Here is a 21,027-nt window from a genome sequence, read left to right as displayed (position 1 = left end):
TCGTTCAACGCGAAGCCGACAGATCAGCAGTACGACGGATGATCAAAAACGCGGCAGCTCGGGGTGCGGCAGCTGGTTGTGGTGTACATGCATGGCACCAAATTCAGCACACCGCGCCAGGGTCGGGATATTCTTGCCGGGATTGAGCAGGCCAGTCGGGTCGAAGGCAGCCTTCACAGCATGAAAGACGGTGATTTCATCGCTGGTGAACTGAGCGCACATCTGATTGATCTTCTCGCGGCCCACGCCATGTTCACCGGTGATACTGCCACCGGCGGCCACACACAGTTCGAGGATCTTGCCGCCGACGTCCTCGGCCAGCTCAAGTTCGCCGGGACGATTGGCATCGAACAGGATCAGCGGGTGCATGTTGCCGTCACCTGCATGAAACACATTGGCGACGGCCAGTCCCGACTGGCGTGAAAGCTCGGCAATTCCGGTCAGCACTGTCGGGAGTTCGCGGCGAGGGATGGTGCCATCCATGCAGTAATAGTCAGGCGACATGCGACCGACGGCAGGGAAGGCATTCTTGCGTCCTGCCCAGAAGCGCGCGCGCTCCTGCTCGTCACGTGCCAGACGAATCTCGGTGGCGCCGGCGAGCTCCAGCACCTCACGCACTCGCGCGCAGTCGTCACTGACATCCCCTTCGGCACCATCCAGTTCACACAGCAGGATGGCAGTCGCCTCGATCGGGTAGCCAGCATGAATGAAGTCTTCAGCGGCGCGAATGGCCAGGTTATCCATCATCTCCAGGCCACCAGGAATGATGCCGCAGGCGATGATGTCACCGACGGCGCGACCCGCCTTGTCGATATCATCGAAGCTCGCCATCAGTACCTTGCAGTCTCCGGTTTTGGCAGTAGACGAACCGTCACTTCCGTTACCACACCCAGCATGCCCTCGGAGCCCGTGAACAGCGCAAGCATGTCCAGTCCCGCGGCATCGAGGCTGTCGGCGCCAAGTGTCATCGGCTCGCCTTCGATGGTCAGCACTTCCAGTTTGAGCAGGTTATGCACGGTCAAACCGTACTTGAGGCAGTGCACGCCACCGGCATTTTCAGCGACGTTGCCGCCGATGGAACAGGCGATCTGGGAGGAGGGGTCCGGGGCGTAGTAGAGGCCATAGGGGGCGGCTGCTTCTGAAATCGCGAGATTGCGCACGCCGGGTTCCAGACGTGCTATGCGTGCATCAGGGTCAATCTCAAGAATTCTCGCCATACGTGACATCACCAGCAACACCCCCTGTTCCAAGGGCAATGCGCCGCCGGAAAGGCCGGTGCCAGCACCTCGCGTGACCACAGGTACGCCAAGGGCATGGCACTCGCGCAGCAGGGCGGCGACCTGCTCGACGCACTCAGGCAGCGCGACCAGCATCGGCATGACGCGATAGGCCGCCAGACCATCACACTCGAAAGGGTGCAGGTCTTCTTCACGGTGCAGTAGCGTCAGGCTCGGCAGCATCGCCGTGAGATGTGCCAGTACCTTGGCCTTGTCGTGTTGCGTCAGCGGTCCATCCAGCGCTGGGTCGTACAGGATATTCATGAGGCGACTCCCGAAACGGTCAGATCTTCAATCTGGCGTGCAGACCTCGCATTGTCCATGTATGAGTCAAGTGGTCTGACCAGACATTCGTCTAGTGACTGTCGCTAGTGCTCGTCTGTTTGATAGGGATGTCTGTAGGGTGTGAAGAGTGGTCTGACCAGTGAATCGCCGCGATTGATGACAACGAAAAACGACACAAAGAGGTCAGCGATGCAGGTAATGAACAGTGCTCTGCCATCTGATCTGCGGGCGCCCGAGCAAGCCGCGGCACGTCTTGAGCAATTGATACTCGATGGCGTACTGAAGCCGGGTCAGATGATTCCCTCTGAGCGTCGCCTGTGTGAGCGATTGGGGATCTCGCGCCCCTCGCTGCGCGAAGGACTGAGACTGTTGCGTGGCAAGGGCATCATTGAAACGCGTCACGGGAAGGGTTCAAGCGTCGCGCAGCTGCTGCCGAGTGCTGATATCAGCCCACTGATGCATCTGTTTCGTGATCATCCGCGCACACTCTACGATTTACTGGAGGTAAGGGCGTTGCTGGAGGGCGAGTCGGCGCGACTCGCAGCACAACGGGGGACGCCGGCTGACCGCGTATTGATTCGCCGCCACTATGAAGCGATGGCAGCCTGCATACGTGAAGCGACGGGCGATACGCTGCCAGATGCCCAGCAGCTGGCTCGCCTGGATCATGCTTTCCATCACGCCATCTGTGAGGCATCACACAATCCGGTACTGGTACATACGCTGCAGGGCATCAATGACCTGCTATTGAGTTCGGTCTTCGCGTCGTTGCGCAATCTCTATCACCGACCTATTCCTCGTGGACAGATCAATGCTCAGCACACGGCGATCTATCGTGCCGTGATGGACCAGCTTCCTGAGGTGGCCGAACAGGCGGCGCTGCATCACTTGCACAGCATTCGTGACAGTTTGCGTGAACTGGAGGCAGAGGACGAACGGCTAGTGCGATCAGCGATGCGTCTGGAAGGGTTTGGGTAGCAGAAAAAATTCGATGTGACGAAGCGCGAGGAGTAGCCGCGCGAGTTCACTCAGGGCAAAGTAGGCGGATCATCTACTCGGAAGCCATGCTGCCACCATGTTGAAACTCTCTTCTGCCAGTGACTGGCTCGATCGTCTCAATCGCTCGCGTCACGCCATGCTGTGGCTGTTCTTCGCTTCAGTGCTGGAGACGCTGCTGATCCCGATTCCGATTGAGGTGATTCTGATCCCGTGGATGCTGCGTCATCCTGAGCGCCGCTGGCGGATAGCTGCCGTGGCATTGGCGGGCAATCTGTCGGCGGCGTTGGTGGGCTTCTATCTTGGCTCCCATGCACTGGCACTCTGGGGTGACAGCCTGATCGGATTCTTTGGCGGTCAGCAGGCCTTTGATATGTTCCAGCAACGCTTCAGCGAACAGGGCTTTCTCGCCATCGTGCTGATCGGCATCGTGCCGATCCCCTTCCAGAGCGCGATGCTGGTCGCTGGCGCCAGCGGTTATCCCGTGGGGTTGTTCCTGCTGGCGGCGTTGATCGGGCGAGGTGTACGCTATTTCGGGCTGGCCGCGCTGGTAGCGCTGCTTGAAGACCGTGCGATGGCACTGTGGCAGCGCTACTCAGGCCCGTTGGGTCTGGTGGGGCTAGTCGCCGTGGGTGCCTGGCTCTGGCAGGCCTTCATGCAATAGCCCCCTCAATACTCAATAAGGCGACTCTCAGCGACGTGAGGCGAGCAGTGCCTTGCCTCGCTGATATTCCTCTTCCCACACTGCACGTGGCACCATGCTGCCGCCGGTCGACCAGACGATGTGTGTCGTATTGGCCTGTATCGTCGGGCTATCCAGGCCGACATGCTGTCGCCAGGCCCGCCAGAGCGGTGAATCCTCCAATACGCGTAGCATGCCCGGCACGCCGGCCAGTGCCGAGGGTTCAAGTCTCAACCCTTCGCTGTCATAGGCCAGCGCAAGCAGTGCCAGCAAGGTGTCATCCTGCAGGGTGTAGATGCCGCTCAGCAGTGGTGACATGACGCGCCCGACAAAGGCCGAGGCACGGCCCACTGCCAGACCATCGGCGCAGGTGGTGTTATCGATGCCAATGTCCTGCACGGCAATGGCGTCATGTTCGCCGGTCAGCATGCCCAGCAACATGCAGGGCGAGTGCACGGGTTCAGCGAAGAAACAGTGTACGGCATCGCCAAAGGCCAGTTTGAGACCGTACGCCACGCCCCCGGGACCACCCCCCACACCGCAGGCAGATAGACGCAAAGCGGATGCTGGGCATCGATATGAATGCGCTGGGCTGCCAGCTGCTGTTCAAGCTCTCTTGCTGCCGTCGCATAGCCATTGAACAGATCACGCGAGCCTTCGTCGTCGATAAAGTATGCGTTGGGGTGCTGAAGGGCCTCACGCCGTCCGGTGTCCACGGCCTCGCTGTAGTCTCCGGAATGCTCGACGACCTGTGCTCCGCGTTCGCGCAGCAAGTCCTTCTTCCACTGGCGAGCATCTGCTGACATATGTACGGTGACGCAAAAGCCGAGTCGTGCGCTCATGATGCCGATGCTCAAGCCCAGATTGCCGGTAGAGCCCACCAGAATGTGGTGCCGAGATAGCAGCTCACGCAGTGCGGATTGTTCAAAGGCGCGATAATTATCGCCAGTGCTGAGTAGGCCACTGTCCAATGCGAGTGTCTCCGCATGCTTGAGCACTTCGTGAATGCCGCCACGCGCCTTGATGGAGCCAGAGACGGGCAGCGCGTGATCACACTTGATCATCAAGCGGCCGGGGAGTGTATTGGCAGGCGTCGTGATCAGCGATAACGCATGCTGGAGTGCTGGGGCTTCGATCAGCGGCGATTCGATGTTCCCCGCCGTATCACGCGTGTCGGCAAAGGCCTCTGCTATCCAAGGTGCGAAGCGTGTAAGACGTGCGCAGGCTTCATCAACGTCCTGGGGGCTCAGGCCGCTGTCTTGCAGTGCTGGTGAGGCCAGTGCTTCGCGACAAGGCAGCTGGTCAGGGTTTATCCAGCTGGCTTCCTGGTAGGCGACAAGTGATGCGAGTTCAGGAAAGCGGGCGATGAGATCAGCGGTCGTGTGAGGAGTCACGGGCATGCATCAATCCTTGAGGCGACAGGGCAATAGGAGGTAGCGATAGGCTAGCCTGTCCTGCAGGAGCTTGTCAGCTCGGCGCCGTCTGATCAGTATTACGTTCCTCGCTGATATCAGCGGTGTCTTCAGTTGGCAACGCACGTAGTTCAGTCTTCACATCCAGTAAAGTATTGTGACAAAAAAGGCTGAATCTTTTTGTGTTGAACGGGATAGAAATCGAGAAGCGGTGGTCGTAGTAAGCAAGGATATGATGTTATCGCGATGTTATGTCTGGTTTTAACTGTTCTTATCTCCGCCACGGTTTTTCCTGGCGGATTTTTTTTTGTTCAAATTCAGGCAGTCACTCGCCACGTATACGTTCGCGGGAAGGTGCTCTTCTGAAACGGTCACTTTTCTTGCGATGTGAATGTGCCTGACGAGACAGGCGGGTAAATATGTCGCCGCCTGCTTGATTAGCTATCGGGTAATAGTTCATCGATCCGACGTAGTACTGCAGAGTGCTATCAGGTGATGTCGACACCCCCATGAAAATGCCCCGCTGGCGAGTGCTAGCGGGGCATTTTCATGGGGAGCGTTTTCGAATGGCGATACGGACTCAGCAGCCTGATTGCATGATCAATAGTGCGCTCAGCACATCTCGGCGAGTCACCAGGCCCAGTAGGCGGCCCTGCTCAACAACGGGGTAGACCTTGGGGCGCTGACCGTTCATTCGTTGCGCCAGATCAGTGATGCTGTCACTGGGGCTGACGCTAAGTACTTCATTGCGCATCAAATCACCGACATGGGCGTGTTGGCCGCAGTGGTAGGCACTGTCGAGTAGCTTGCCGAGAATGTCTTGCTCTGAGATAAAGCCGATCAGACGGTCTAGGTCATCGACGACAGGTACACCGGGTAGACGATGGTGTGTCAGGCCCTGTGCGAGTTCGAGAATGCTGGTGCGTGCCTTCACTCGATAGCAATCGCGGGACATGATGTCGCGAATAATCGAGGGAACCGTGAGTTGCGCTGCTTTCATGGCAGGCCTCCTGCTCCCCACAGGGAGTCGTTCAATGAATGCCGATAGTCACTCGGATGGCTACCGGCGGCATGCAACCTGTGCCTAGAGCATAGGGCATTCGTACGTGGGTTGCCTGAAGGCGTCAACTCACGAAAGACTCAGTCACCCGGACCACATTCCATGCAGCGCTCGACGATAGCTGGCCCCAGTTGCAAGTTGGCATTGAGGTCACGCAGTGCGGTACGCAGGCCTTCTTCGATCACCGGATGATAGAAGGGCATCTCCAGCATCTGCTCGATGGTCATGCGCTGTTGATGTGCCCACGCCAGCAAGTGAGCAAGATGCTCTGCGCGTGGGCCGAAGATCTCGGCGCCTAGCAGCAGGCCCGTTCCTTGCTCGCCGTAGACGCGTAGCATGCCTTTGTTCATGCGCATCACGCGGGAGCGGCCTTGGCCAGTGAAGTCGACTTCCCCGACCGCGTAGCAATCACAGGCACCATAGCGCTGCTCGATCTCGGCAGTGGATAGCCCGATGGTCGCCATCTGCGGATCGCTGAACACGACAGCAATAGTGCTTTTGCGATGTCCTGCGCGCACATCGGGGAAGCGACCTGCGTTGTCACCCGCGATACGGCCTTCATCCGAGGCTTCATGCAGCAGCGGCAAGTCATTATTGGCGTCGCCCACAATGAACACATTGCTTGGTTTGTCGTCGCAATAGCGAGTCTGCAGGGTATGACGATTGAAGATCGGCACGCCGCGTTCATCCAGTTTGAGATTCAGCGCCTCGATATTGAGACGGTCTACATTCGGGCGGCGCCCGGTGGCGGCGAGCAGGTAATCGAAGCGCTCGGTCAGGCGCGCGTCGCTACCGCGTTCGATGAAGGTGATCTCCACGCCGGCACCGTTCTCGTCTTCGACGCGTTCGATCTTCTCGACCTTGGCGTCGGGGTCCAGGTAGAACTCTTCATTGAAGACGCGATCAGCATTGGCACGGATTGTCTCGTCGCGTAGCGGCCCGATGGCACCGCCGACCCCAAACATGCGGATACGCACCCCCAGTCGACTGAGCGCTTGACCCAATTCGAGCCCGATGACGCCGGGGCCGAAGACTGCGACGGACTCAGGTAGATCATTCCACTCGAACACGTTGTCATTGATGATCAGGCGATCACCGGCGTTATCGAAGAAGCCCGGATAGCTGGGGCGTGAACCGGTCGCGATGATGACGCGCTCGAAGGTCACGCGGGTCTCGTTGTCGCCGATGATCAGGCTATTGGCAGTTTCAAAACGCGCGTTGCCACGTAGACGATCATGTGACGGAATACCTTCGATGGACTCGATCACGAAACCGACGAAGCGGTCACGCTCACGTTTGACGCGATCCATCACGGCGCGACCGTTGACCTTGACCTCGCCCTGGATCTCGATGCCGAAAGAGCCGGCATCACGGGCGTGATGCGCCGCTTCTGCCGCACTGATCAGAAGTTTGGAGGGCATGCAGCCGACACGGGCACAGGTCGTGCCGTAAGGGCCACCTTCGATCATGACAACGGAATCGGTGTGTGCCTTGGCGGCACGATAGGCACCGAGACCTGCACTGCCTGCGCCAATGATGGCGACTTCAACCTGGCGTTCGTTCATCTCGTACTCTCCTGAAGGCCCGTGGTAGGCATGAGCCCTTACTGATTAGTGGGATAGGCTTGCGATTGCCGGGTGATAGGCATGGCATGCGTGAGAAAAAAGTAACGACTCAGGCGCTGGTGAGGCTGCCGAAATAGCGTGCGACTTCATCACTTCCACCGATGTGCTCACCATCGATCCAGACCTGCGGTACGGTGGCGCGGCCGGTCATGGCACGCAGTGAACGGGAGGTGACGCCACGGGTGCCGACTTCAATCACCTCGTAGCTGATACGAGCCTCGTCCAGCATCTGTTTGGCACGTGCGCAGTACGGGCAGCCCGGCTTGCTGAACAGGGTGGCGAAGCTCGGACGACCGGCATCGACATCCAGGTAATCGAGCATGGTGTCGGCATCGGAAACTTCAAAGGGGTCGCCCGGCTTCTGTGGTTCGATGAACTGCTTCTCGACCACGCCATTGCGGACCAGCATGGAATAGCGCCAGCTGCGCTTGCCAAAGCCGAGATCACGCTTGTCGACCAGCATGCCCATGCCGTCGGCGAAATCGCCATTGCCATCCGCAATCAGGCTCAGGTTCTCGGCTTCCTGATGCTCGCCCCAGGATTCCATCACGAAGGCATCGTTGACTGACAGGCAGACGATCTCGTCGACACCCGCGGCGTAGAAGCGGTCTGCCAGCTCGTTGTAGCGCGGCAGGTGAGTGGAAGAGCAAGTTGGGGTGAAGGCGCCAGGCAGTGCGAAGACCACCACATTACGTCCAGTAAAGATATCGTCACTGGTGCGATCAACCAGTCGACCGTCGCGGCGAATCTTGAACGTGACCTGAGGGACAGATTGACCTTCACGGATATCGATATTCATGGAGATGATTCCTGGGACTGAAAGGCGAGTGTCGGGCCGCGGGTTGAGTCATCGTCTATAGACAATGAGCGTCAGGTCACACGTGCCCTCTGAAACTTGCGCCAGTCTAGGCAGAAGCTGTGCTGTGGTGAATTTGATTGAATCAAGCGAGTCGATAGTTTTTATTGATAATGGGGTATATGCGAGTGGATTCTCTGTCGTAACGTTCACTTCAAGGCTTGATATTCAGGATCACCAGCCTCAACTAAAGAGGTAGAACACGATATCGTCAGTTAAGCAGTTCTCTGACAAGTGAGGCATGCGATGAACGCAAAAGAATACATGGCCAAGCATGGCATCTCTCCCGACAGGAAGAGGACAAGCCGCAGAGTCTCGAGGAGCATGCATGGGCGCGTGCACGTGAGGCAGGCAATCACCGGCCGCGCAGTGGCACCCCGCATGATTGGGAAGACTGGGAACGTTATCACGATCAGTTAGCGGCTGATTCTGAGCAACTGACTCAGAAGATCGATCACGATTCTCGTGTGAAGGCATCTCAGTCGAAAGAAGTCAGCGATACCGACGGTGAAGGTCATCAAGACAGTGGCAGTGATGATGGCCATGTCGGTAGAGACACCAGCAGTAAGCACACACATTGATATTGAGTGCATCAGTCTCGATGAATACGTACTGGCAAGATAGGTGCTGGTGCAAGACTGGTGACAAGTGACCTATCGTTCATGACTTCCGTGAGTTCACGGTCGTCACATCCAGACCGCAAGGAGCACATCATGGATATTATCCGCATCATACTGGCTATCATTTTGCCCCCGTTAGGGGTACTGATGCAGGTCGGGATCGCCAACAAGCACTTCTGGATCAACATCATCCTGACGTGCTTCGGTTTCCTGCCAGGCGTCATTCATGCTGTATGGGTCATTACCAAGTTTTGATGCCGTGAATCGTTGAAAGATTTTGAAACCTGAAAGCCCCACTCGCAGACTCTGCGGGTGGGGCTTTTTGCGTTGGCACTTTTTATCGTCATTCAGACGGATGTTTGCCTGAAAGGCACGCCATATATCGGCTGTAAAGGGGCGTAGTTCATTTATCGTATTGACGCACGGGCTGAGTTAAACGCTATTCAGCGCGGGAATGCCTTGTCGACTTTGGTTTGACGCCGTAGGGTCAAAGTGGATGGCAGTGGCGGAGAGGGCGGTGGGCAAAGGCCCAGCGGTTCCCGAGTTACCGCTAGACTCCACTATAAGAACAACATGATGGATACAGCGTATGGTCATGACTGCAGAGCCCGACGTGCCGCAGGAGACCAGCTCCTGTTTTGCTCGATTCAGTGATGTACAGAAGAGTTACGACGGCGAGACGCTAGTGGTCAAGGGCTTCAATCTTGAAGTCCGCCGCGGCGAGTTCGTTACTCTGCTAGGGCCATCCGGCTCTGGCAAGACCACCTGCCTGATGATGATGGCGGGCTTCGAAACCCCTACCCACGGCGAAATACTTCTTGATGGCATCCCTATCAATAAATTACCGCCTCACAAGCGCGGTATCGGGATGGTATTCCAGAATTACGCGTTATTTCCGCACATGAGCGTAGCTGAAAATCTTGCCTTTCCACTGGAAGTCCGCGGCATGAGCAAGGAGGAAATCACCAGCAAGGTCGCCAATGCGCTAGACATGGTGAGGCTTGGTGAGTTTGGTGATCGCCGTCCTGGTCAGCTCTCTGGTGGTCAGCAGCAGCGCGTAGCTCTTGCTCGTGCACTGGTATTTGAGCCTGAATTGGTGCTGATGGATGAGCCGCTTGGCGCGTTGGACAAGAACCTGCGAGAAGAGATGCAGTTCGAGATCAAGCGTATTCATCAGCGTCTTGGCGTCACCATGCTGTATGTGACGCATGATCAAACAGAAGCGCTGACCATGTCGGACCGTATTGCGGTCTTCAATGATGGCATCGTGCAACAGTTGGCTACGCCCGAGGCGTTGTACGAAGCACCCGAGAATGCGTTTGTGGCGTACTTCATCGGCGAGAACAATCGCCTCAATGGCGTGGTATCTCGTCTAGATGGTGGCGAAGCGTACTGCACGGTGACACTCGATGGTGGTGAGGAGGTCAAGGCATTGCCGGTCGCCATCAAGGCCATGGGTGAGCGAACTCAGCTCTCACTGCGCCCGGAGCGAGTGCGGCTGTTGGCGGAAGAGAGCAGCGATGCGCCGTTGCCGGACAATGTCTTCACCGCCGAGGTCAAGGAAGTGATCTATCTTGGGGATCACCTGCGAACTCGCGTAGCAGTCTGCGGAAGTGAGGAATTCATCATCAAGACCCCCAATGCTGACGGTTATCCGGTGCTGAAGCCTGGGCAATCATTGAAGGTCGGCTGGGATGCACAAGACTGTCGTGCGCTGGATGCCTAGGGGCAGGTAACGCAGGCACGGGGCAGTACGCAGCAATCAAGACAGCACAACAACAATAAATCAGGGAGAATCATCCATGTCAGTGATCAAGAAAATCATTCCATCTCGCTCGGGTTTACCACTACGCGGTGCGTTGGTGATTGCCATCGCCGCCGCGGGGATGAGTGCAGGCGCCGTACAGGCCCAGACGCTCAATATCGTGTCGTGGGGCGGCGCTTACAGTGATAGTCAGCTCAAGGCCTATCATGAGCCGTGGGAGAAGAAGAGCGGCGATACCATCATCAATATCGACAAGTCTTCCAATGCACTCTCGGGGCTACGTGCCCAGGTGCAGGCCGGTAATGTGACGTGGGACCTGGTGGACATGCTACCCAGTGATGCGTTGATTGCCTGCTCGGAAGGACTGATCGAACCACTGGATGCCGATACGCTGTTTGCACCGGCACCGGATGGCACACCGGCCAGTGAGGATTTCATCGAGGGCTCGCTGGGTGAGTGCTTCGTGCCGCAGATCGTCTATTCCAACATTGTGGCGTTCAATACCGAGATGTTCCCGGGAGACAAGCAGCCAGACTCCATCGATGATGTCTTCAATCTCGAGGAATTCCCGGGCAAGCGTGCGCTGCAGAAAAAGCCGATCAACAACCTGGAGTGGGCCTTGGTTGCGGATGGTGTGGCGCCAGAAGATGTCTATGCCACGCTGGACACGGACGAAGGCATTGAGCGTGCTTTTGCCAAGCTCGATACCATCAAGGATAGCGTGATCTGGTGGGAAGAGGGCGCACAGCCACCGCAGCTGCTGGCGGATAAGGAAGTCGCCTTCGCCTCAGCGTATAACGGCCGTATCTTCAATGCTGAAGTGAATGAAAAGCAGCCTTTCTCGATCGTCTGGGATGCCCAGGTCTTCGAGCTGGATGGTTGGGTGGTACCGACTGGCAAGCTGGACAAGGTCAAGGACTACCTGATGTTTGCCACTGATACTCAGCGGCTGGCGGATCAGGCCAAGTACATTTCCTACGGCCCAGCGCGTACTTCGTCTGCATCACTGGTCTCGACTCATGCTGATACTGGCATCGACATGAAGCCACACATGCCGACCTATGGCCCCAACTTCGAGACTGCTATCCCCAAGGATGATGAGTTCTGGGCAGATAATCTCGATGAGCTAAGCCAGCGCTTCAACGCCTGGCTGGCACGTTAATCCTCGCACTGTCCTCGATGGCTCCAGTGGCTTAGGCACGCTGGAGCCATTCTTGATGATGCTCGACAGCCATGCGCTATCGTCATGTGTCTGCCGAGTTTTCGCGGATGGCCGATCAAGGAGTGCAGGATGAGTGATTCCTCCGTACCGGCAACGTCCGGCCCCGAGGGGCTGACTACCGCAGACGGTGTCCCCCTCAAGCAGAGTCTCAATCGCGCCGTGCGCCGCAGTCGCCTCAAGGCACTGTTGCTCGTGGCGCCGCTGTTGATCTTTATCGGGCTGGCCTTCGTCATGCCCATCTTCGACATGCTGTCACGCAGTGTCGATAACCCCGAAGTCTCGACCTACCTCCCGCGAACCAGTGAGTCATTGACCCACTGGGACGGAGAAGGATTACCAGATGAGGCAGCCTATGCAGCATTGGCTCAAGATCTGGCGGCGGGTCTCAAGGCACGTAATCTGGGGCGAGTGGCATCACGCCTCAATTATGAAATGTCCGGTATGCGTTCCTTGTTCACGAAGAGTGCACGCAAGGCAGGGCGGATGGAGCCACCGTTCAAGGAAGCCCTTATCAAGGCTGACAAGGACTGGCAGGATCCGGATATCTGGCGGTTGATCAAGCGTGAGTCTGGGCTTTATACCGCGTCCTACTATCTCGCAGCGATAGATCGACAGTTCTCGCCGACAGGGGAAATTGTCGAGAAGCCTGAGTATCTGCAGATCCATGTGGTGCTGTTCATCCGTACTTTCTGGATGAGTGCCGTCATCACGGGGCTAGCGCTATTGCTGGCTTATCCGGTGGCCTGGCTATTGGCGACCTTGCCTGCAGGGCGTGGCAATCTGTTGATGATACTGGTGCTACTGCCGTTCTGGACCTCACTGCTGGTACGTACGACCACCTGGATCGCAATCCTTCAACAACAGGGGGTACTCAATGACATGTTGGTGGGGGTGGGGCTGATCGCTGAAGAGGCGCGCATCCAGATGATCTACAACAAGACGGGCACCATCATAGCGATGACGCACATCCTGTTGCCGTTCATGATTCTACCGCTCTACTCGGTCATGAAGACCATTCCGCCCAGCTATATGCATGCCGCCCGTTCCTTGGGGGCAGGGCCAGTAACCGCCTTCCGACGTGTCTACTTCCCGCAGACATTACCTGGTATCGGAGCAGGCTCCATTCTGGTGTTCATCCTCTCCATCGCTATTACATCACGCCGGCACTGGTGGGTGGGCAGTCCGGTCGCTTCATTACCAACTTCATCGCCTACCACATGCAGACCTCGCTCAATTGGGGGCTGGCAGCGGCCATTGGCTCGATTCTGCTGGTCGTGGTGATCCTCTTCTATCTGGTCTACAACCGCTTGATCGGTGTGGACAAGGTCAAACTGGGGTGACAGATGGCCATACCTTCCTATGCAACGCGCGGTGAGCGGATCTGGCATTGGGTTTTCTGTACGCTCTGTGCGCTGATCTTTCTATTTCTGATCGGGCCAATCCTGGTCATCATCCCACTATCGTTCAATGCTGAACCGTACTTCACCTTCTCGGACAAGATGCTCTCGCTGGACCCTGAGGGCTTCTCGCTGCGCTGGTATCAGGACTTCTTTACCTCCGATGAGTGGATGCGTGCCATAAAGAACAGCATCATCATTGCCATCTGTGCGACGGTGCTGGCCACGGTATTGGGAACATTGGCAGCGTTGGGGCTCTCGAGTCGCTTCATGCCGTTTCGCAATACCATCATGGCGATTCTGATCTCGCCGATGATCGTGCCATTGATCATCAGTGCGGCGGCAATGTTCTTCTTCTTCTCAAAGCTGGGCCTGACCCAGACCTATCTGGGGGTCATTCTGGCGCATACGGCGCTGGGTATCCCCTTTGTGGTCATCACGGTCACCGCAACGTTATCGGGATTTGATCACTCACTGACGAGGGCAGCACACTCGCTAGGGGCAAGCCCGAGTCGTACCTTCTTCCGCATCATCTTGCCGTTGGTGACACCGGGTGTGGTGTCGGGGGCGCTGTTTGCCTTCATCACCTCGTTTGATGAGGTGGTCGTGGTGCTGTTCATTGCCGGTCCGGCGCAGACCACCATTCCGATCAAGATGTGGTCCGGTATTCGCGAAGAAATCAGCCCGACCATTCTCGCAGTCGCCACGTTGCTGGTACTGGTATCGATCATGCTACTCGCCACACTTGAGATGATCCGCCGTCGCAATGAACGATTGAGAGGTCTGACGCCCAGCTGACCATGTACGTTGATGGATAGGAATGGAGAGAAGAAGAGAGGTCCAGATAAGGACAAAGGGTGGTGAGATATGTCGTCCTTGCCGTAATACACAGAAGCCGCAAACAACGTTTGCGGGGCTTCTGTGTATTACGGCACTCCCCACCAGTCGCCGATAGACCAATGGCACCCCTGACTAGTCGTGTGTACCTAGTCGCTTGTAAAGCGTCGTGCGGCTGATGCCTAGTGTGCGCGCCAGGCGTGAGACATTGCCACCAAGGGCATCCAGCGCTATCTGTAGTTCTTGTGCAGAAGATAGGTCGTGCAGTGCAGCGATGTGATTGCCAAGTGAGCGTTTATCGATCAGTGGCTCATTGCCCATGACCGATAGCGGATTAGTGCTCGAGGTCGTGGGCGGCTGAACGCCGCAGGTGACGCGGAAATGCCGGTATTGATATTCATCAATGTCTGCATGGGATGAAGCATCAGATGTGGCACGTCCAGTTGATCGCCATCGCACAATGCCAGTGCCAGGCGTAAACAGTTCTCCAGCTCGCGGATATTCCCCGGCCAGTCGTGATCGCCTAGACAGCGCAGGATTTTCGGCGACAGAGAGGGCGCCTGTCGCTGTTGTTCAGCACACAGTCGCTCGAGCAGCGCCCGGCTCAGCCCCTCGATATCCTGACGGTCTCGCAGTGGTGGCAGGGCGATGGTCGCGCCACACAGGCGATAGTAGAGGTCAGCACGGAAGCTGCCTTCATGAACGCGCTCCAGCAATGGTTGATGCGTTGCTGCCACCAGCTCGAAGTCGACCCGTCGCGCTTGACCGCCCCCCAGCGGAGTGACCTCGCGCTCTTGCAGTACTCGTAGCAAACGCGCTTGAACGTGCAGGGGCATGTCGCCTATTTCGTCGAGAAATAGTCGTCCGCCATTGGCCTCTATCAAGCGACCCTCACGACCTGCTGGATCTGCGCCCGTGAAGGCACCTCTTCGATAACCGAATAGCTCGGCTTCCACCAGTTCATCCGGTAACGCAGCACAGTTGATGGCCACCAGCGGCTGATGGGCACGATTGCTGGCTTGATGCAGTGCCTTGACCACTTGCTCTTTCCCGACGCCCGTTTCGCCTTGTAGCAGTAATGGCAAGCGAGCATTGACGAGCCGTTGCAGCAGGGTACACACCTGTGCCCAACCGGGATCTCCATGATGCAGTCGCGCCAGATGGGCATTGAGAGGGGCTGTTGTTGAGCCTGACGCGAAGAGCGAAGGTGATGTCGTAGTGGCACGCGCTGCCGGTGCACGAGGAGTGATCCGAGGGACAGGCTGTTGGCAACGCAGTGCGTAGCCCGCGAGCTGAGGATGGTCTGTCAGTGTGAGCTGATGATTTCCCGTCAGCGCAGGCCAATTCAGTTGCCAACGATCAAGAGGTTGACCCAATAATAGATGCACATCATCTCGAGTAGGTATGTTTGTGCCGTTGGCGAGATTATCGTCAGGGCCTGTGGTTAGTTGACTGGCGAGTAACTGAAGTCCGCGTCGGCTGGCGGCAGCGATGACGCCGGAAGGAGTGACGGCCAGTAGTGCTGCGCTGGGCGAATCCAGTTGGCTCGTATTGAGGTGTAACCGCAGGAGGTGATGATCAGCTCCAAAATGTTCACTCAGCCGCCGTTGCTCGATGTCATCGGCCAGTACGCTCAGCATGCCCAGACTGTACTGGCGTACCCGATAGGGGTCACAGATCAGCCCCAGACATCCCTCGCAAGCACCCGGTGTCAGGCCACGGCCTGACTGCCAACATGCAGGAGACAACAACGCTGCGCTAGCGCTGGCCAGTCCCTTGAGTAACGGTGCCTCATGATCTTCCAGTGCCACGCGTGCCAAGCGATTGGCGCGTGGTGCATTCAGCGTCTCGGCCAGTGCATTGTGCCCAAGTGATTCCTCGCGCCAGCGAGCCCCAGGGCTTAACAACAGTGCATCACTGCTGAGCAAGCGCTGATGACCATAGCTGGCGAGCACCACACCATCACGATCGGTCAGCACCAGACAGGCCTGCCAGTGTTCGAGAAGATTGAGTGTATGTCCGGCGACAGCTGCCGCGACGGTCGACATCAAACTGGCTGACTGACGCTGGCGCCAGGCCAACTCATCGGGCGGACAGGCAGTGCTGAGGGCAGCACTGGCGAGCAGGTCGTTGGTGGTAGGCGAGAGGGGAGGCGCTGAAGCAGCGGTAGCACATTGCGTTACTGATGAATCGGCGGCGTGACGTGATGGCATGGTAGTCCCTTGTACGGTGGGCCCTGAGAGCCTCTGTTGTTATATGTCTGATCAATTCTGGAGGCGTGAATGTTCACTAGTGCTCATCAAGTGTTCAGTCTCGCAGCCCAATCTGTTCAGATACTGTTCATCAGAATAGTGGCAAAGGCGCCGTTGCGCGGGCTAGACCATCGTCGCCCCCTGCCTTGGTCGTGTATGGCAAGTCACTGAAAGCGCATGGAAAGGCATTGTTCCTTACGGTTTGGAATCGGCGTCACAGTGCTTTCTGCAGGTCTGGCGCGACATGGCTGGCACGCGGTTCGCTTTATGATAGTCAACAGGTGGGCGTGAACACTTGGCAGAGAGCTACCGTGCCAGCGCCCTGATGACTTTCACCAGACGAGAAAGCGCCATGTCCCTGAGCCTTGAGGCGGTGACCCGCCGGGTTGGCCGTGAGACCCATATCGATAAGGTTGATCTAACCTTTGAACCCGGCTCCTTCAACGTGCTGCTCGGGCGTACTCTGTCCGGCAAAACATCGCTGATGCGTTTGATGGCGGGTCTGGATGTGCCAAGCGAAGGGCGCATCTTGATGAACGGCGAGGATGTGACCGGTCGACCGGTCCGCGAGCGCAATATCTCGATGGTCTATCAGCAATTCATCAATTACCCCAGTCTGAACGTTTACGACAATATCGCTTCTCCGCTCAAGCTGGCGCGCATGGCGTCGGATGAAATTCGCCGTCGAGTGCACGAAATTTCCGAGATGCTGCATATCGAGCAGTTCCTCAAGCGCCAGCCATCGGAGCTTTCCGGTGGTCAGCAGCAGCGTACGGCGATGGCACGAGCACTGGTCAAGGATGCCGATCTCGTGCTGTTCGATGAGCCGCTGGTCAATCTTGACTACAAGCTGCGTGAAGAGCTACGCCACGAGATGCGCAGCCTGTTCGCGACGCGCAACACCATTGCGGTCTATGCCACGACTGAACCCGGTGAGGCACTGGCACTAGGCGGCACCACCACACTGATGCACGAGGGGCGGGTGTTGCAGTCCGGGCCGACGGAGTCGGTCTATCACCATCCGGTCAGCGTCGAGGCAGCGCGGCTTTATTCCGAGCCTCAGATCAATCTGTTCGAGGCGGAGGTGCGTGGCCGCGAGCTTTCCTTCTCCGGCGCAGCTGATGCGGGCTCCCACGGCAGTCGCTTCGTGTTACCTGCGCCATTGGCGGGACTAGAGAGTGGTGCCTACCGTTTCGGCATTCGCCCCAGTCATCTGGGGTTGGCTCCACTAGCAGATGATGATCTCGAGTTCGCGGTCAACGTGGATATCGCCGAAATCTCCGGCTCTGAAACCTTCCTGCATGTGAGTAACACGGATCACTCGTTAGTGCTGCATCTGTCGGGTATTCACGACTTTGATGTGGATGATTCCATTCGCGTCTACGCACCAGCGCATAAGCTGTTCGTCTATGCCGAAGAGGTAGCGGAAGGGGCTGATAGCGCATTGATTCGCTCCCCGACACGAGCTGACAACATCGTGCCAGACACCTCATCAGGAGGGCTTGTTTGATGGCCGCGATTCATCTTAATGACCTGGCGCACAGCTACATGGCTGCGCCGAGCGAAGACGCCGATTACGCCATTCGGCGCATGAACCACGTCTGGGAGCAGGGTGGTGCTTATGCGTTGCTGGGCCCCTCTGGCTGTGGCAAGAGCACCCTGCTCAATATCATCTCAGGGCTGCTTGCTCCCTCGGAAGGCGAGGTGCGCTTCGATGATCGGGTGGTCAATCAGCTACCCCCGGAAGAGCGCAATATCGCACAGGTTTTTCAGTTCCCGGTGGTCTACGACACCATGACGGTCTACGACAACCTGGCCTTTCCGCTACGCAATCAGCGTCAACCGGAACACAAGGTACAGTCGCGGGTACGTGAGATCGCTCAGGTACTGGAGCTTGAATCCCTGCTCGAACGGCGTGCTAGCAATCTGACGGCCGATGAGAAGCAGAAAGTGTCGATGGGACGTGGACTGGTGCGCGATGACGTGGCCGCCATCCTGTTCGATGAACCACTGACGGTGATCGATCCACATCTCAAATGGAAGCTCAGACGCAAGCTCAAGCAGATCCACGAGCAGTTCAATATCACGATGGTGTATGTGACTCACGATCAGCTCGAGGCCTCTACCTTCGCCGACAAGATCGCGGTCATGTATGAGGGGCGCATCGTGCAGTTCGGGACTCCGCGTGAGTTGTTTGAAGATCCTGCACATACCTTCGTGGGCTACTTCATCGGCTCACCCGGCATGAATCTGGCGCGTATCTCGCTTGAAGCACAAGGCGTGCGACTGGGAGAGGGTGAGTCCGCACCATTGCTCAGATTACCGCGCACGTTGCTGGCGACATTCTCTGAGCGTAACGGTGATCTCAAGCTGGGCATTCGGCCTGAGTTTGTAGAACTCGAGGCTGCAGCGCTTGAGAGAAGTGAGTCCGAAAGCACTGAGCATTGGCTGAGTGGGCAGGTCACGTTGGTGCAGGATCTTGGCACCTACAAGGTAGTGGACATCGATATAGGCGGTGGTTGCGTGTTCAAGGCACGCATTGAAGAAGATGCAGCCATTCCACATGGACGAGTGCGTATGCGCTTGCCGGCGCGCTGGCAGCGCTTCTATCTGGACGAACATCTGCTGGATGTACTGCCCGCCTCTGCCGAAGTCACAGATGATGTCGTGGATGACAAGGGAGGAGTGGCCTGATGCAGCGCACTCACAACAATCGCGCCTGGTGGCTGGTGCTCCCAGTCGTCATCGTGGTGGCCTTTTCGGCCATCATCCCGATGATGACGGTGGTCAACTACTCGGTGCAGGACATCTTTGATCCCTCGACGCGCTTCTTCGTCGGTACCGAGTGGTATCGCGAGATTCTGCGCGATGAGCGGTTGCACGATTCGTTGATCCGCCAGTTCATCTATTCTTTCGCCGTACTGGCCATCGAGATACCGCTCGGTATTGCGGTAGCACTCTCGATGCCGCGCAAGGGTGCGATGGTCTCGCTGTGCATGATTCTGTTGGCCCTGCCGTTGCTGATTCCCTGGAACGTGGTCGGCACCATCTGGCAGATCATCGGCCGTGAGGATATTGGGCTCTATGGTTGGGCGTTGGGTCAGTTAGGCATTGACTACAACTACGCCTCCAACCCGGCAGATGCCTGGGTGACGGTGCTGGTAATGGATGTCTGGCACTGGACCTCGCTGGTGGCGCTGCTGTGCTACTCGGGGCTGCGCGCCATTCCCGATGTCTACTATCAGGCCGCGCGCATCGACCGTGCCTCGCCGTGGGCGGTATTCCGCTACATTCAGCTGCCCAAGCTCAAAAGTGTGCTGTTGATCGGCATCATGTTGCGCTTCATGGACAGCTTCATGATCTACACCGAGCCCTTCGTGCTCACCGGTGGTGGTCCCGGCACCACTACCACCTTCCTGTCGCAGACCCTGACCCAGATGGCGATTGGCCAGTTCGACCTCGGACGCGCCGCTGCCTTCTCGCTGATCTACTTCCTCATCATCCTGCTGGTCTCGTGGCTGTTCTATACCGCCATGACCCATCAGGACAGTGACGACGCCTGAGGAGACGAGTGATGAAAACACGCAAGCGTCTGGTAATGACGATTTACCTGCTGTTCCTGCTGGTGCCGATCTATTGGCTGCTGATCATGTCGTTCAAGTCGAATCAGGAGATTCTCGGCGGTCTGACCCTATGGCCCGAGAACTTTACCTTTGATAACTACCACGTGATCTTCACCGATCCGAGTTGGTACATGGGCTATGTGAACTCGATGAGCTATGTGGTGCTCAACATGGCGATCTCGCTAACGGTGGCACTGCCGGCAGCCTATGCCTTCTCGCGCTATCGCTTCCTCGGTGACAAGCATCTGTTCTTCTGGCTGCTGACCAACCGTATGGCACCGCCGGCCGTCTTCTTGTTGCCGTTCTTCCAGCTGTATTCCTCGGTAGGACTGTTCGACACACCACTGGCCGTTGCGCTGGCGCACTGTCTGTTCAACGTGCCACTGGCGGTGTGGATTCTGGAAGGCTTCATGTCTGGCGTACCCAAGGAAATCGATGAAACGGCTTACATCGATGGTTATAGCTTCCCACGCTTCTTCCTGACGCTCTTCATCCCGATGATCCGGCCTGGTATCGGAGTGACGGCCTTCTTCTGCTTCATGTTCTCGTGGGTGGAGCTGCTGCTGGCGCGCACGTTGACGGCGACGGAGGCGAAACCGATTGCGGCGGTGATGACACGAACGGTCTCGGCCTCGGGTATCGACTGGGGCGTACTCGCTGCTGCCGGTGCCCTGACGCTGATACCCGGCATTCTGGTGATCTACTTCGTGCGTAACCATGTTGCCAAGGGCTTCGCGCTGGGCCGTGTGTGATCGGCGTCTTGAGCGCTCTTCACGGGAGCGCTCCTCATTTGAGCCCGTCGCGCTAAATATCGACGGCGGGCAGTAAGAGGAAACACTCATGGAATGGATGGCCTGGACCCTACCCACGACACTGTTCTTTGCCGGTATCGGCATCATTTTACTCGGCATGACCGCATGGCAGTTCGCGACACCGACCCTCAGTCGGCAGGGCTTCCTGCCGATCGCGACGACCCGCGGTGATCGCCTGTTCATCGGACTACTCTCCAGTGGCTGGCTACATCTGTTATGGCTTGGCTTTACCGACCAGGTGTTGTGGATCATCAGCGTCGTATGCGTGGTCTGGATGTTATTGCTGATGAAGTGGGGCTAAGTGAG

At 57.4% G+C, this 21,027-nt stretch carries 19 protein-coding genes and 1 pseudogene; 12 read left to right on the top strand and 8 right to left on the bottom strand.

Annotation, left to right across the window (positions count from 1 at the left end; all coding sequences use genetic code 11):
- Window positions 1–42 precede the first annotated feature (42 nt).
- Window positions 43–1,541 (bottom strand): annotated as a pseudogene (gene glcD / locus BF12_RS19110) (glycolate oxidase subunit GlcD).
- A gap of 210 nt (window positions 1,542–1,751) precedes the next feature.
- On the opposite strand from glcD, the gene glcC reads away from it, so the two are divergent.
- Together glcC and BF12_RS0106985 are read left to right on the top strand one after the other, a co-directional pair.
- A complete protein-coding gene (gene glcC, locus BF12_RS0106990; protein WP_084488013.1) occupies window positions 1,752–2,540 on the top strand; it encodes a transcriptional regulator GlcC in 789 nt (262 codons plus the stop codon).
- 97 nt (window positions 2,541–2,637) lie between these two features.
- Window positions 2,638–3,222 (top strand): YqaA family protein, encoded by a 585-nt coding sequence (locus tag BF12_RS0106985; protein WP_024951654.1) that lies wholly within the window; start codon window positions 2,638–2,640, stop codon window positions 3,220–3,222.
- A gap of 27 nt (window positions 3,223–3,249) precedes the next feature.
- Here BF12_RS0106985 and BF12_RS23105 read toward each other — a convergent pair whose 3' ends face one another.
- The 5 genes from BF12_RS23105 to BF12_RS0106965 form a co-directional block, all read right to left on the bottom strand.
- Window positions 3,250–3,756 (bottom strand): PALP domain-containing protein, encoded by a 507-nt coding sequence (locus tag BF12_RS23105; protein WP_282705486.1) that lies wholly within the window; start codon window positions 3,754–3,756, stop codon window positions 3,250–3,252.
- Window positions 3,663–4,640, bottom strand: coding sequence for a D-serine ammonia-lyase (gene dsdA, locus BF12_RS19105; RefSeq protein WP_282705485.1), 978 nt, complete (start codon window positions 4,638–4,640; stop codon window positions 3,663–3,665). Before dsdA ends, BF12_RS23105 begins: the two co-directional genes overlap by 94 nt.
- Before the next feature lie 592 nt (window positions 4,641–5,232).
- Complete coding sequence (locus tag BF12_RS0106975; protein WP_024951653.1) at window positions 5,233–5,652, bottom strand: CBS domain-containing protein; 420 nt, start codon at window positions 5,650–5,652, stop codon at window positions 5,233–5,235.
- Window positions 5,653–5,792: 140 nt separating this feature from the next.
- Entirely contained in the window at window positions 5,793–7,277 is a 1,485-nt protein-coding gene (locus BF12_RS0106970) for a dihydrolipoyl dehydrogenase (protein ID WP_024951652.1), read from the bottom strand.
- A gap of 109 nt (window positions 7,278–7,386) precedes the next feature.
- Window positions 7,387–8,136, bottom strand: coding sequence for a glutathione peroxidase (locus tag BF12_RS0106965; RefSeq protein WP_024951651.1), 750 nt, complete (start codon window positions 8,134–8,136; stop codon window positions 7,387–7,389).
- Window positions 8,137–8,906: 770 nt separating this feature from the next.
- On the opposite strand from BF12_RS0106965, the gene BF12_RS21600 reads away from it, so the two are divergent.
- The 5 genes from BF12_RS21600 (at window position 8,907) to BF12_RS0106930 (ending at window position 13,995) form a co-directional block, all read left to right on the top strand.
- The gene (locus tag BF12_RS21600) at window positions 8,907–9,068 is read left to right on the top strand and encodes a YqaE/Pmp3 family membrane protein (protein ID WP_035159406.1); all 162 of its coding nucleotides are present in this window, start codon (window positions 8,907–8,909) and stop codon (window positions 9,066–9,068) included.
- A gap of 340 nt (window positions 9,069–9,408) precedes the next feature.
- Entirely contained in the window at window positions 9,409–10,539 is a 1,131-nt protein-coding gene (locus BF12_RS0106945) for an ABC transporter ATP-binding protein (protein WP_035159432.1), read from the top strand.
- A 76-nt stretch (window positions 10,540–10,615) separates the two neighbouring features.
- Window positions 10,616–11,740 carry an extracellular solute-binding protein gene (locus BF12_RS0106940; protein ID WP_024951649.1) on the top strand — a complete coding sequence of 375 codons (1,125 nt, stop codon included), beginning with the start codon at window positions 10,616–10,618 and terminating at the stop codon, window positions 11,738–11,740.
- Window positions 11,741–11,869: 129 nt separating this feature from the next.
- Window positions 11,870–13,081 (top strand): ABC transporter permease, encoded by a 1,212-nt coding sequence (locus tag BF12_RS19095; protein ID WP_248623634.1) that lies wholly within the window; start codon window positions 11,870–11,872, stop codon window positions 13,079–13,081.
- Window positions 13,082–13,143: 62 nt separating this feature from the next.
- The gene (locus BF12_RS0106930) at window positions 13,144–13,995 is read left to right on the top strand and encodes an ABC transporter permease (protein WP_024951648.1); all 852 of its coding nucleotides are present in this window, start codon (window positions 13,144–13,146) and stop codon (window positions 13,993–13,995) included.
- Between the two features lie 174 nt (window positions 13,996–14,169).
- Here the strand turns inward: BF12_RS0106930 and BF12_RS19090 are convergent, their stop codons facing one another.
- Both BF12_RS19090 and BF12_RS21105 read right to left on the bottom strand, forming a co-directional pair.
- A complete protein-coding gene (locus tag BF12_RS19090) occupies window positions 14,170–14,355 on the bottom strand; it encodes a helix-turn-helix domain-containing protein (RefSeq protein ID WP_035159404.1) in 186 nt (61 codons plus the stop codon).
- The gene (locus tag BF12_RS21105; RefSeq protein WP_051510798.1) at window positions 14,337–16,247 is read right to left on the bottom strand and encodes a sigma-54-dependent Fis family transcriptional regulator; all 1,911 of its coding nucleotides are present in this window, start codon (window positions 16,245–16,247) and stop codon (window positions 14,337–14,339) included. The genes BF12_RS19090 and BF12_RS21105 overlap by 19 nt, the downstream gene beginning before the upstream one ends.
- 391 nt (window positions 16,248–16,638) lie before the next feature.
- Between BF12_RS21105 and BF12_RS0106920 the strand changes: the two genes are divergently transcribed.
- The 5 genes from BF12_RS0106920 (at window position 16,639) to BF12_RS0106900 (ending at window position 21,022) form a co-directional block, all read left to right on the top strand.
- On the top strand, window positions 16,639–17,796 hold the full coding sequence (locus BF12_RS0106920; RefSeq protein ID WP_024951647.1) for an ABC transporter ATP-binding protein: 1,158 nt from the start codon (window positions 16,639–16,641) through the stop codon (window positions 17,794–17,796).
- The gene (locus BF12_RS0106915; RefSeq protein ID WP_024951646.1) at window positions 17,796–18,980 is read left to right on the top strand and encodes an ABC transporter ATP-binding protein; all 1,185 of its coding nucleotides are present in this window, start codon (window positions 17,796–17,798) and stop codon (window positions 18,978–18,980) included. Before BF12_RS0106920 ends, BF12_RS0106915 begins: the two co-directional genes overlap by 1 nt.
- Complete coding sequence (locus BF12_RS0106910; RefSeq protein ID WP_024951645.1) at window positions 18,980–19,849, top strand: carbohydrate ABC transporter permease; 870 nt, start codon at window positions 18,980–18,982, stop codon at window positions 19,847–19,849. The genes BF12_RS0106915 and BF12_RS0106910 overlap by 1 nt, the downstream gene beginning before the upstream one ends.
- Before the next feature lie 11 nt (window positions 19,850–19,860).
- Window positions 19,861–20,661 carry a carbohydrate ABC transporter permease gene (locus BF12_RS0106905; RefSeq protein ID WP_024951644.1) on the top strand — a complete coding sequence of 267 codons (801 nt, stop codon included), beginning with the start codon at window positions 19,861–19,863 and terminating at the stop codon, window positions 20,659–20,661.
- An 88-nt stretch (window positions 20,662–20,749) separates the two neighbouring features.
- Window positions 20,750–21,022, top strand: a complete 273-nt coding sequence (locus BF12_RS0106900) for a DUF2160 domain-containing protein (RefSeq protein ID WP_024951643.1) — start codon at window positions 20,750–20,752, stop codon at window positions 21,020–21,022.
- Window positions 21,023–21,027: the final 5 nt, after the last annotated feature.

Source organism: Cobetia crustatorum (genome assembly GCF_000591415.1).
GTDB classification, from domain to species: Bacteria; Pseudomonadota; Gammaproteobacteria; order Pseudomonadales; family Halomonadaceae; genus Cobetia; species Cobetia crustatorum.
Note: the sequence above shows the minus strand (reverse complement) of the source record. Positions and strands in the feature narration are given on the sequence as shown.